This is a genomic window from Methanothermobacter sp. CaT2 (genome assembly GCF_000828575.1).
Taxonomy (GTDB): Archaea; Methanobacteriota; Methanobacteria; order Methanobacteriales; family Methanothermobacteraceae; genus Methanothermobacter.
In genome coordinates, this window is the sequence record NZ_AP011952.1 from 923,825 (window position 1) to 935,000 (window position 11,176).

The 11,176-nt window shown below is 50.2% G+C and carries 13 protein-coding genes (1 of these 13 only partly in view); 10 read left to right on the forward strand and 3 right to left on the reverse strand.

Going from position 1 to position 11,176, the window contains the following annotated elements; all coding sequences use genetic code 11:
* Positions 1-56 precede the first annotated feature (56 nt).
* The 8 genes from MTCT_RS04735 (at position 57) to sucC (ending at position 6,249) form a co-directional block, all read left to right on the forward strand.
* The gene (locus tag MTCT_RS04735; RefSeq protein ID WP_231855262.1) at positions 57-956 is read left to right on the forward strand and encodes a hypothetical protein; all 900 of its coding nucleotides are present in this window, start codon (positions 57-59) and stop codon (positions 954-956) included.
* Positions 957-986: 30 nt separating this feature from the next.
* A complete protein-coding gene (locus MTCT_RS04740; protein WP_048175647.1) occupies positions 987-1,709 on the forward strand; it encodes a class E sortase in 723 nt (240 codons plus the stop codon).
* Positions 1,710-1,796: 87 nt separating this feature from the next.
* Entirely contained in the window at positions 1,797-2,162 is a 366-nt protein-coding gene (locus MTCT_RS04745; protein ID WP_048175648.1) for a dihydroneopterin aldolase family protein, read from the forward strand.
* A gap of 230 nt (positions 2,163-2,392) precedes the next feature.
* Positions 2,393-2,596 (forward strand): ferredoxin family protein, encoded by a 204-nt coding sequence (locus MTCT_RS04750; protein ID WP_048175649.1) that lies wholly within the window; start codon positions 2,393-2,395, stop codon positions 2,594-2,596.
* Positions 2,589-3,719 (forward strand): 2-oxoacid:acceptor oxidoreductase subunit alpha, encoded by a 1,131-nt coding sequence (locus MTCT_RS04755; protein WP_173402633.1) that lies wholly within the window; start codon positions 2,589-2,591, stop codon positions 3,717-3,719. The genes MTCT_RS04750 and MTCT_RS04755 overlap by 8 nt, the downstream gene beginning before the upstream one ends.
* Positions 3,720-3,729: 10 nt before the next feature.
* Positions 3,730-4,590 carry a 2-oxoglutarate synthase subunit KorB gene (korB, locus tag MTCT_RS04760; protein WP_048175651.1) on the forward strand — a complete coding sequence of 287 codons (861 nt, stop codon included), beginning with the start codon at positions 3,730-3,732 and terminating at the stop codon, positions 4,588-4,590.
* Between the two features lies 1 nt (position 4,591).
* Positions 4,592-5,152 carry a 2-oxoacid:ferredoxin oxidoreductase subunit gamma gene (locus MTCT_RS04765; protein WP_173402634.1) on the forward strand — a complete coding sequence of 187 codons (561 nt, stop codon included), beginning with the start codon at positions 4,592-4,594 and terminating at the stop codon, positions 5,150-5,152.
* Positions 5,149-6,249, forward strand: a complete 1,101-nt coding sequence (sucC, locus tag MTCT_RS04770; RefSeq protein WP_048175653.1) for an ADP-forming succinate--CoA ligase subunit beta — start codon at positions 5,149-5,151, stop codon at positions 6,247-6,249. The genes MTCT_RS04765 and sucC overlap by 4 nt, the downstream gene beginning before the upstream one ends.
* 112 nt (positions 6,250-6,361) lie before the next feature.
* Here sucC and MTCT_RS04775 read toward each other — a convergent pair whose 3' ends face one another.
* From MTCT_RS04775 to twy1, 3 genes are all read right to left on the reverse strand, one after another.
* Positions 6,362-7,447, reverse strand: coding sequence for a hypothetical protein (locus MTCT_RS04775; RefSeq protein WP_010876668.1), 1,086 nt, complete (start codon positions 7,445-7,447; stop codon positions 6,362-6,364).
* A 162-nt stretch (positions 7,448-7,609) separates the two neighbouring features.
* The gene (locus MTCT_RS04780) at positions 7,610-8,470 is read right to left on the reverse strand and encodes a DUF1002 domain-containing protein (RefSeq protein WP_048060958.1); all 861 of its coding nucleotides are present in this window, start codon (positions 8,468-8,470) and stop codon (positions 7,610-7,612) included.
* Between the two features lie 74 nt (positions 8,471-8,544).
* A complete protein-coding gene (gene twy1 / locus MTCT_RS04785) occupies positions 8,545-9,456 on the reverse strand; it encodes a 4-demethylwyosine synthase TYW1 (protein WP_048176622.1) in 912 nt (303 codons plus the stop codon).
* A gap of 662 nt (positions 9,457-10,118) precedes the next feature.
* On the opposite strand from twy1, the gene MTCT_RS04790 reads away from it, so the two are divergent.
* Together MTCT_RS04790 and tpiA are read left to right on the forward strand one after the other, a co-directional pair.
* The gene (locus tag MTCT_RS04790) at positions 10,119-10,739 is read left to right on the forward strand and encodes a transglutaminase domain-containing protein (RefSeq protein WP_048175654.1); all 621 of its coding nucleotides are present in this window, start codon (positions 10,119-10,121) and stop codon (positions 10,737-10,739) included.
* A 174-nt stretch (positions 10,740-10,913) separates the two neighbouring features.
* A protein-coding gene (tpiA, locus tag MTCT_RS04795; RefSeq protein ID WP_048175655.1) for a triose-phosphate isomerase crosses the window boundary here: on the forward strand, positions 10,914-11,176 show its beginning. It continues 427 nt past the right edge of the window; 263 of the gene's 690 nt are visible here — the first part of the coding sequence; the start codon lies at positions 10,914-10,916; the stop codon falls past the right edge of the window.

Sequence of the window (11,176 nt, forward strand, 5' to 3'; positions counted from 1 at the left end):
CTTATTTAATATTTTATGTGGGGATGCTTATGAAAAAATTGGTGTATATGGCTATAATGGCAATATTTATTATTTCTGTCCTGGGAGTTTCAGATACAGGCTCCGCTGCAAAGGAGACCTGGGTCAAGGAGAAGCCGGAAGCAACAAGTTTCAGGTTGAAGGATCTCACAGCTGTTATCACCGTTAAGATAAAGAACAATGATAACAATGTTCAGTACTTCAAGATAGGGCATGTATACCAGGGAAGTCTGTCTGAGAACAGCACCATAAAATGGCTGATTCAGTGGACAGATCCTGCAGCGCTTAAGATGGTTAAATCAAGGAGTCCTGAACTTGGAGGGGACTATGGATGGAAGATTAAGCCTGGAGAGACAAAGACCGTGTCCTTCGGTCTTCAGGCCACAGGTGACATGGGGGAGATACCAAGCTACATCGTTAACGTTGAATCTGATGACAGCAACTACTGGCCCCTCATAAACGAGCCAGGCCTCATGGCTTCATGGTTCATGCCAAATGAGATAGAGGTGCTGAACCCCTCACTTGACCTCAAGTACTGGAAGGGGACCTTCGGATTCACCCTGATAAACCTGGATGAGGAATCCGTCTCTGGAATCGTTAGGGCCCCAATAGCCCCTGCAAACTCCAAGCTCATATACAGCAGCCCGAAGGCCTTCGTGGATGATGACCTCTTTGTGAGCACACAGGTGGCTGCCTGGGATGTCACAATGGAGCCCGAGACATCACAGAGGTTCGTCTACACCTACGAATGGCCAGCCAAGGTCAGTGGTAACGGCTCAAGGGGCAGCGGATACTACCCTCCAGGCACCCTCTATGGAGCCACCGGAACATCAGCAGCATCCACTTCAGGGGCTAAGACCGGTGCGCCCTACGGGCCCCTGGTGATCGGTGTGCTGGTGACAGCAGCCGCAGTTGCATACACAAGGATCATGCGCTGATCCATCAACCATTTTTTTATTTTCAGGGACATGAGAGCATCAACTCTTCTGATAATCACAGGTATGTTCATAGTATCCCTCTACGCCCTCATCGAGGTGAGTTTTTATTCATCCCAGGTAACCGTGCACAGCCCCGATGTAAGGACCCCTGTCATTGAAGTACCATCCATAAACCTCACAGAGACCATCAACAACAGGTCAGTCTTCTACGGGGTGTACCATGAACCCATGTCCTACTCTCCCGGAAACCGGACGGTTATACTCTTCGGGCACAGGACCCTCTATGGTTCCCCCTTCCTTCACCTGGATAAACTCAGGGCAGGGGACAGAGTATACCTGAACTGGCCGGGCGTAGGATTTGCTGAATACCGTGTTAACAGGACATTCATTGTGCCGGCCTCCTACCAGATGCCGGTGAATCAGGGTGCGAAGCTTTTCCTCATAACCTGCCACCCCCTGGGGTCCACCAGGGAGCGGCTGATAGTTGAGTGCCACCTGGAGGGTATAAAACCCTACCAGAGGAATGTCAGGGTCGATAACCCCAAGAGCTACTACTCGATTCCAATAATCCTGGGTTTCCTATCTGCTGGACTTCTGGTTACACGATTCTATCCTGTTGAGGAGGATAGGAGGTTTCTCCTTGCAGCGGTCATCGGACTGACTGTATTCCTTGTGCTGGGATACCTGTTCCCGATACCTCCAGAATTCATCTCTGATAAGCTAATGGAATTCAATAACATCCTCGGCATTTGAATAATAGTGAAGTTTAAGTGATTGATAGTACCTAGAGAAATGCTTTACTGGAATTGAGTGAAACTGAAGATTTTGGTGGTGTTTGATATGAATGAACCCGGAGAGAAGTACTTTTCAAACCTGTCAGACCGGGAGAGGGCCATATTCGAGGGTGGCATAAGTATGGGGGCCCTCTTCCACCAGTTCACCGGGACGCCTGTCAGCCTCGAGACAGCCGATGGACTTGAGAGTGCCATCAGTGAATCCATAAAACTTCAGCCAGCCATCATGGACGTTGAGGTCCATATAGACAGGGAGATGATCAGAAAAACCGCCGGGGAATTCGGTTACGTCTCCCTCACCGGGGACATGCTGAGTGTGAGGTTGACCGTGGAGCATGGCTCAGAAAGGATAACCGTCCGCATGGAGTACCTGGAGGAACTCAGGTATCCTCTGATGTACATAGAAGAATGAGTAAACCATGAAATGGAGAATCTCAGGTATCTGATTTACATAGGCCCCGGAAAACCTGAAAACCGGAATATACACATCTTTACCCCGGACAGGACATTCTGCTGAAAACCTCCGGTGAGGGTAACACCCCGATAATTTATTACAATCCAAGTTCTAAATAATATTATTCTTGATTAATTATTTAAATTCTGAAGGCAAAGCTAAGATAAGAACCACGATGGAAGATGACCATGATAAAGATAGATTCAGATCTCTGTAAGGGATGTGACATATGCAGAGAGTTCTGCCCCGAAGGGGTCTATGTTAGATCAGAGGAACTCAACAGGAAGGGTGTGCATGAGCCAGTCCCGGAAAATCTGGAAAAATGCACGGGATGCAAGCTCTGCATGCTCCTGTGTCCAGATCAGGCGATAGTGGTGTATGAAGATGACTGAGGAGTATTTTATCCAGGGAAACGATGCCTGCGCACGCGGAGCCATCAAGGCAGGGTGCAGGTTCTTCGCGGGTTACCCCATCACCCCATCAACCGAGATAGCAGAGGAAATGGCCCTCCTCCTCCCGCGGGAGGGTGGTGTGTTTGTGCAGATGGAGGATGAGATAGGGGCCCTGGGGGCTGTTATAGGTGCTGTCTGGAGTGGTGTCAGGGGGATGACCGCCACATCAGGACCCGGTTTTTCCCTCATGCAGGAGCACGTGGGATACGCCGCCATGACAGAAACACCCCTAGTAATCGTGAATGTACAGAGGGGTTCCCCCTCCACAGGACAGCCCACAATGGCCTCCCAGAGCGATATGATGCAGGCCAGGTGGGGCTCCCACGGGGACTACGAGATCATAGCACTCTCCCCATCATCGGTGCAGGAGTGCTTCGATTTCACGGTCCGCGCCTTCAACCTTGCAGAGGAATACAGGGTCCCGGTGATGGTCATGGGCGATGAAATAGTGGGCCACATGAGGGAGAAGATAACCATCCCCGACCGTGTGAAGATCAGAAAAAGGAGAGGTCCCTCAGTTCCCCCGGAGGAGTTCCTTCCCTTCAGGGCCCCTGAGGATGGTGTCCCTGAGATGCCAGCCTTTGGTGATGGCTACAGGATACCCGTAACTGGACTGACACACGATGAGAGGGGTTACCCTGACGCATCAAACCCTGAGGGACACCACAGGCTGGTTAAGAGGCTCTGTGACAAGATACTCAGGCACAGGGACAGGATAAGCGATGTCCAGGAGGAACTGACAGAGGATGCCGATATAACTGTTATCTCCTACGGAGCCCCCTCACGTTCAGTTGCAACGGCCGTCAAGATGGCCCGGAAGGATGGTGTCAGGGCAGGGTACCTGAAGATCAACACACCGTGGCCCTTCCCTGAAACCGAAGTGAGGGCTGCCGCAGAGAGATCCGGGAAGCTGCTTGTGGTTGAGATGAACCTCGGCCAGATATTCTATGAGGTTCAGCGTGTTGCTGCTGGAATGGCTGAGGTTGAACTCCTACCTAAGATTGGTGGGGAGATCCACAGGCCAGAGGAGATCCTCAACATGATCCTGAAGATGAACAGATAGGAGTGTTTAGATGGAAAAAAGAGAAAACCCTTACCTCAGGTATCTCAGAAGGGAGAGGCTTCCACACATATTCTGTGCAGGATGTGGTAATGGAATAGTCCTCAACAGCTTCTTCAAGGGCATGGAGATGGCCGGCATAGACTTTGAAAACATTGCAATGGTTTCAGGTATAGGCTGCTCCTCAAGGATTCCAGGTTACGTTAACTGTGACTCACTCCACACAACCCATGGAAGGCCCATATCCTTTGCAACCGGTCTCAAGCTAGGGAACCCCTCACTTGACGTGGTTGTATTCACAGGGGATGGTGACGCCGCAGCCATAGGAGGTAACCACCTCATCCATGGTGCCAGGCGGAACATCGACATGACGGTGATCTGTATTAACAACAGCATATATGGGATGACAGGCGGTCAGATAAGCCCAACTTCTCCAGAGGGTAGCTATGGGAGCACCGCACCATATGGAGCTCTTGAGGATCCATTTGACCTTGCAGAGCTTGTAACCGCTGCCGGGGCAAGTTATGTGGCCCGATGGACCACCGCACATCCCCTCCAGCTTGCAAACTCCATAAAGAAGGGGTTGAAGAACAGGGGTTTCTCATTCATAGAGGCCATATCCCAGTGCCCCACCTACTTCGGGAGGAAAAACAGGATGCGCTCCCCGGTGGAGATGATGAGGTTTATGAAGGAGAACAGCCTTAACAGGAGGAAGGCCCTTAAGATGGAACCAGATGAGGTTGAGGGTAAAATCATAGTTGGAGAATTTGCAAACAGGCCACAGCCTGAACTCTGCGAAAAGATCTGCAGTATGGTTGATGAGAAGTCAGGCAGGGCCCTTGATATGATCAGATCAGCTTACCGGGATGATTGAAGTGAGAAAGGAAATCAGAATAGCTGGATTCGGTGGACAGGGAGTTATACTTGCAGGCATAGTCCTTGGTAAGGCTGCAAGTCTCTATGATGGTCTATACGCTGTTCAGACCCAGTCCTATGGACCTGAGGCCCGGGGAGGGGCTTCAAGGGCGGAGGTCGTGATAAGTGACCATGAGATAGACTACCCCAAGGTTCAGAGCCCGGATATACTCGTTGCAATGTCCCATCAGGCCCTCCTGACATACATGGACGACCTCAAAAGGGGAGGGACCCTCATAGTTGACCCTGATATGGTTGTTGAGGCTGAAATAGAGGATTTCATCAGGGCGAGGGAGGTTAAATATTTCAGGGCCCCCGCAACCAGAACAGCCGAGGAAAGGGTTGGCATAACCATAGTGGCCAACATGGTCATGATCGGGGCCCTCACCGAGGCAACAGGGATTGTGAGTGTCAGGGCCGCTGAGGAGGCCATAAAGGACAGCGTACCCCCAGGTACAGAGGAGAAGAACCTCATGGCATTCCAGGCCGGTCGCGAACTTATAATGGAGGGAAGCAGATGAAGTTCTATGAGTACAGCGCCAAGGAAATATTCCGGGCTGAGGGTATAAGCACCCCCCGTGGAGGTGTTGCAGAGACCCCTGAAGAAGCTGAAAGGATAGCTGCGGAGCTGGGGTGTGATGTTGCAGTTAAATCCCAGGTCCTTACAGGTGGAAGGGGAAAGGCCGGTGGTATAAGGTTCGCATCCCCCTCAGGTGTCGCTGAAGTTACCGGGGACCTCCTTTCCTCAGAGGTCCGTGGTGAAACCGTTGAGAAGGTCCTCATAGAGGAGAAGATAACCATAGACCGGGAGCTCTACGTGAGTGCCGTCATTGACCGGACAGCGAAGATGCCCCTCATAATGGCCAGTGCCGAGGGAGGGGTTGATATAGAGGAACTGGCGGCCAGATCCCCCGAAAAGATCGTGCGCTACCACATCAACCCCCTCGATGAGTTCCTTCCCTATGAGGCCAGGGAGATTGCAAGGAAGATGGGTCTTGAAAGTGAACTGATACCCTCTGTCGGTGGAGTGATCTGGAAGTTATATCAGCTCTTCAGGAAGTACGATGCCAGGCTTGCAGAGATAAACCCCCTGGTCATCTCAGGGGACAGTGTCATTGCAGCAGACGCAAAGCTTGAGGTGGATGACGACTCCATTTACCGCCACAGGGAATTTATGGAAATGGAGGAGTATGAACCCGAGGAGTTTGCCTTTGTGAAGCTCGATGGTGATATTGCAGTTATAGGTAACGGTGCCGGGTTAACCCTCACCGCAATGGACCTCATAAAACTGAAGGGCGGGGAACCCGCCACATTCCTCGACATCGGTGGCGGTGCCTCAGAGGACGTCATAAGGAGGGCCCTTGACCTCGTCATATCCCATCCCTCAGTCCGGGTTGTATTCCTCAACGTCCTTGGCGGTATAACCAGGGCCGATGACGTTGCTCGCGGTGTTGTGAACGCCCTCAGGAATACCGGGAGGGATGTGCCCCTTGTGATACGCCTGACAGGGACCAATGAGGAGGAGGGTCAGAGGATCCTGCGGGAGGCAGGAATCCCCTTTGAGACGTCCCTTGAGAGGGCTGCTGAGAAGGCCGTTGAGATAGCAAAAAACCTCTAAACCTCCAGCTCCCCTTCTCTTTTTTCTGGAAATAGAAAAAACCTCCAGCCAGCTTCCCTTTTTCTGTTTCCTTATAACAAACCCTGAAACGTCGGGTTAATGCACACCAGTATCAGGAGATTGTCCTCTTGATGGTGACGGTGTGGGCCATCACCAGGGCGGATATTATTATGTATGTGAGAAGGGCTGATGAGTTAAATGACCTGTTGAATATGAAGAGGCCCATCAGGCTCTGTGACAGGAATGCTGCAAGGGACCCTATAAGGAGGGCCTCCCGGCCAAGGTACATCCTGCTACCGTTGAGTCTCTGCTCCTGATACCTCCTGAGAACACTGAGCCCACAGAAGGTGACTATCATAACCCAGAAGAGGAGGAAGAGCAGCCCAAAGAAGCCCGCGTCAAAGGCCACCGCAAAGATCCCGGGTAGCATGTAGTCGATGTAGTCCTTCTTAACCACCAGAACCCCGTAGAATATGTGGTATGGAAGCCCCAGGTTCTGGATCATGGTGATGGGGAGGGTGATATATCCATCGGCGCCCCCCAGGCAGGCTGATTTCCAGTAACAGGAACCCTGCACATGTCCCCAGAAGGTCGTATTTTTAAGGACCAGTGAAAGGCTTGGAACCGTGTTCTCCTCAAGCCTTGTGATCCTCAGCATTGGACTCAGAACGCTCTTATTGAGGACCTTCGAGAGGAACTCCATGAGGGCGAAAGCTCCAGCACCGGCGAGGATGAATGATAGGACCGATTTTTTGGTTATCTTTGTGCTCCTCCTGAAACTCTTTGACATGAGGAGATAGCCGAAGGCCCATCCCAGGAGCCAGAGCACCAGGAATGACCTGTGCATCAGCCCCCCGGAGATGGCTATTACAAAGAAGAGTAGAAGTGAAAGTTTCTTAACGGATGCTGATCCTATACCTGCCTCGGTGAGGAGGTTTGAGGATGCAACCATTGTAACCCAGAATAAAACCGCGAAGGGTCCGAAGGGGTGGGTGAATTCATGGTGTGATAGGAAGGGTAGCAGGAGAAAAGCTGCATCCAGTGAGAATATAAGTGCAAGTGCGACTGTCAGCACGGTCCCCAGGAACATCACAAGACTGAGGGGTGCCGCCACCACATTGAAGAGCAGAATTATGCCAACATGGATTATCACTGCAACTTCCAGGATGAACTGAAGGTTATTCTGAGCTATCAACATGATTAGGAGATATTGTAATAATCCTCAATATATATTATGGTCTGATGTGAAGACCGGTCACCGAAAAGGATGCCCCTGAATAAGGGGACCCCATGAACCACTCCAGGCTGGAAGGTATGCCACCACTAGAATCCCCTGGAACTCCGGCACTCTAAAAATAATCTATGGGGATGCAATCCCCATGATGTAGTTGTAGATGCTCTGGAGGAACGCATATATCTGGTCCAGTATACCTGATCCTCCAACCTGCTGGCTAACACCCTCCAGCCTCTGTTTAAATTCTGTGAGGCTTCCCTGGACCCTCTGGGATGCTGCAACCGAATCGGCAACCTGCTGGACCTGGGTCTCTGTGAGGTTGATGTTCATCTGCTGTGATACATCAACCACGACCCTCTGTATGTCAGCGGGGTCCTGGAGGTTCTGACTCTGGGTCCTGTTTTTGACCTCATCGAAGAGTTCAGCCACCCTATCCCCTGTGGCGTTTGTTTCGTTAACAAGCCTGCTCTGGAGGTATATCTCCTCAACAGATACCCTCTTGGCCTCCTCTGGTATCTGCTCTCCGACGGCGATCTCATATGATTTCAGGACCCCTGCAAGTGCAGCCTCCCCTGACGCAGGTACCGGTGAAGTCACTACTACGTAGCCACGATCTATCCCCGATGACCTGAGGGCGCTTGCATACATCTCAGGTGTTACAACCCTTATCTTGCTGGTATCAACCGAGACCTTGATACCGTCACTGTAGGAGAGGTCCACCATTGCACAGGACAGTATCTGTGATGGTGAGTACACACGGCCTGTGACGCCCCGTGAAACCTCGTTGACCTCTGATGCTGTTACAATCTTAATATCAGCACTCTGAAGGTCCTTATCTGTCTTTGCTTTGAAGTAGTCCATCACAGCGCTTTTGTATGACGGATTGCTGCTGGTGGCCTCCCCAAGTGTCACAGAGAACCCTGAAACTGCAAATACAGGGGCGGCCACAAGGAATGCAATTAGAATTAATGGAAGAATTTGCCTCATAATTACCACCTGATTAATAATTATCGTGGATGAATTATTTAAGGGTGGTGTCTGGTCATCCAGAATCCGGCGCCCTAAGCCAGAAGAACAACCCTGCTCTCCCGTGATTCATCCACAATCTCCATCCCAGATGCAGCCGCAAGTTCTTCTGCAAATTCATGGACCTCATAGAAGAGGGGCATGTTCTCTATATCAAGGCGTCTTCTTGAGTAGCCTATGTACATGTAGGCCTTTACCTCAACAAAGTCGGGTCTGGCCCTCTCGATCATCCTGGCGAACCCCACAGGATCCTTCATGTTAATATGCCTTACTGCGGTGATCCTGAGGACCTTCCTGCAGCTGAAGGATGGCATGAGTTCAAGTGAGCTGTTGAGGAGATCCCAGGCCCCTGGTATCTGTGGCCTGCAGAGTTCCTTATAGGTGTCCCTGTCAGGGGCGTCCAGGGATATGTAGAGCTGTGTGGGTTCCTCTGAAAGTTTTTCAAGGTTCATGGGTGCCAGGCCATTGGTTACAAGGAATGTTGTGAAGTTTCTCCTGTGAAATTCCCTCAGGAGGCCATCCATGTCAGGGTAGAGCATTGGTTCCCCTGCAAGTGATATGGCAGCATTTGTTGGGTCCTGTGACTCCATCACCTTGATTTTATCTGCCCTCTCATTGCCGAGGTATCCACATAGCAGTTTCCTCTGTGCCTCTATGGCCCCATCGATTATATCTGCGGGTTCATCATGGGGGCCCTCCCATGCTGTCCCTGTTGATGAGAGGTCCCTCCAGCAGAAGAGGCATTTCTGCTGGCAGAATGGCACACTTGGAGACATCTGGAGGCATCTGTGGCTCCTGATTCCATAGAATTTTTCCTTGTAGCATACTCCCTCATTGACTATGCTCTTCTTTGTCCAGAGGCAGGTTTTAACCGCTGAATGTCTGTGCTCTCCCACAAAGCGGTATCCCATCCTCTCCATTCTTCTCTGAGATTCTTCCAGGTACATGACCAACCCATCTCTAACATTTTCTTCAGATGTTCTGCCCTTGATATGATTTCTGCAGCTACATTTAAATATATGCCCGCATGTCCTCTGAGTGGACATGGTGGTATGTCCTATTCAAACAATAGTGCCGGGACACGGGCAGCGGGGATTACATGAGCCCAGGTTAAGCCATCTCACATGAGCCACATCAGCCAGAGAATTTATAATAATAAATTTAAAATAATTATTAAAAATGCTTTGTTTAAACTGTCTTATAATCCCCGGTTTTGTCATATAAGCTCTCTTAAAAGTCCATGATGGAATTGAATCCATTGAAATGTGCTTGGATGTGCTTGAAGTGCTGATTTAATTTAAAAGCTTTTAGGCTTTTTTTAGGGTCCCATATTCCTTCTTTAGAAAAAATAAAACCTTTTAACAGAGTATTGGGGCGCCATTATCAATTCATGATTAGAATCCTCTGAATGCTGAAAAAAGCATTATATAAGCCTTTTTGTCTTATTCCGGAAACAAAGGTTTATATATAGTGGTGATGTGATTAAGGTTCATGGTAAGGTCGGCGGGTAGACCCCGCCATCAGTGGAGGCGGTAAGATTAAGAGACACTCGCGTTACCTCGCTCTGCTTGCACTTGCAGTAGCAGTGAGTACCATACCAATCGGGGAGATGGGATTTTCAGAAGCCGGTGGCGATAAGATAACAGCAAAGTCCACTTCCCTCCCAAAGGTTGATGCGGCATCCAAGTACAAGAGGTACACAAAGGTCCATGCTTCAAGGGACACCTCAAAGAAGTACAGCTACAGGACTTCAACAAAGAAGAAGTACAGAACAAAGGCTGCCTATAAGACAAAGACAAAAAGGAAAAAATACAGGACCCATGCAGCCTACACCACAACAGCCAGAAAAGCGTACACAAGGGCGAGCTCCGAGGAACTCAATGACCTCCAGGGCGATGAGGGCCTTGAGAAGCTTGCATCCTACATCAACAAAAACCTGAACCACAGATCAGGCGGCCCACACACAGCTGAAGGCGTTGAGAAGACAGGATACGGGGACTGCTGGGGACTCTCTGACTGGGCTGCCAGGAAACTTGCAGCAAACGGCTACAAGGTTAAGGTCGTGCAGGGTGCAACCTCAGCATCATCAAGGCACAGGTGGCTCCACGTCTACTCAGAGGATCGGTGGACAAGCTTTGAACCGTCACTGGTAACCAAACGCTATGGAAGTAAACATTATACTGCAACCTGTGGTCGCGCAACAACCGTTGTTAAGACCTACAACATGTAGTATAATGTTTACGGTTTATTTTTTTACTGCCTTTTCACCAATAATATGGTTTCTGCCCGGCACAGCCACAACATGAGTATATGACAAACAAAAAAACCAAACCCGGCAGATCAGCACCATCCACCATATTTTTATAATGCACCTCAGTCATACTATGAGATATCCATTACAATCATGCTGGAGGATTTGGAGTTGAAGGACACACCCATCGTCATACTGAATTTTAAAACATACCTCGAATCAACAGGTGAAAGAGCCCTTGAACTTGCATCAATATGCCAGGAGGTGGCAGATGAGACCGGGGTTAACATGGCTGTGGCACCGCAGCACATGGACCTCCACCGGGTGAGTGGGGCTGTGGAAATACAGGTACTGGCACAGCACATAGACCCCGTTGATGCTGGTGGACACACAGGGAGCGTCCTTGCAGAGTGCGC

What these genes read in the sequence shown, in the direction of transcription:
- MTCT_RS04740 (WP_048175647.1), top strand. Translation starts at nt 987, where the DNA reads ATGAGAGCATCAACTCTTCTGATAATCACAGGTATGTTCATAGTATCC.
- twy1 (WP_048176622.1), bottom strand. Translation starts at nt 9,456, where the DNA reads ATGTACCTGGAAGAATCTCAGAGAAGAATGGAGAGGATGGGATACCGC.
- MTCT_RS04755 (WP_173402633.1), top strand. Translation starts at nt 2,589, where the DNA reads ATGACTGAGGAGTATTTTATCCAGGGAAACGATGCCTGCGCACGCGGA.
- sucC (WP_048175653.1), top strand. Translation starts at nt 5,149, where the DNA reads ATGAAGTTCTATGAGTACAGCGCCAAGGAAATATTCCGGGCTGAGGGT.
- korB (WP_048175651.1), top strand. Translation starts at nt 3,730, where the DNA reads ATGGAAAAAAGAGAAAACCCTTACCTCAGGTATCTCAGAAGGGAGAGG.
- MTCT_RS04745 (WP_048175648.1), top strand. Translation starts at nt 1,797, where the DNA reads ATGAATGAACCCGGAGAGAAGTACTTTTCAAACCTGTCAGACCGGGAG.
- MTCT_RS04780 (WP_048060958.1), bottom strand. Translation starts at nt 8,470, where the DNA reads ATGAGGCAAATTCTTCCATTAATTCTAATTGCATTCCTTGTGGCCGCC.
- MTCT_RS04775 (WP_010876668.1), bottom strand. Translation starts at nt 7,447, where the DNA reads ATGTTGATAGCTCAGAATAACCTTCAGTTCATCCTGGAAGTTGCAGTG.
- MTCT_RS04735 (WP_231855262.1), top strand. Translation starts at nt 57, where the DNA reads ATGGCAATATTTATTATTTCTGTCCTGGGAGTTTCAGATACAGGCTCC.
- MTCT_RS04790 (WP_048175654.1), top strand. Translation starts at nt 10,119, where the DNA reads ATGGGATTTTCAGAAGCCGGTGGCGATAAGATAACAGCAAAGTCCACT.
- MTCT_RS04750 (WP_048175649.1), top strand. Translation starts at nt 2,393, where the DNA reads ATGATAAAGATAGATTCAGATCTCTGTAAGGGATGTGACATATGCAGA.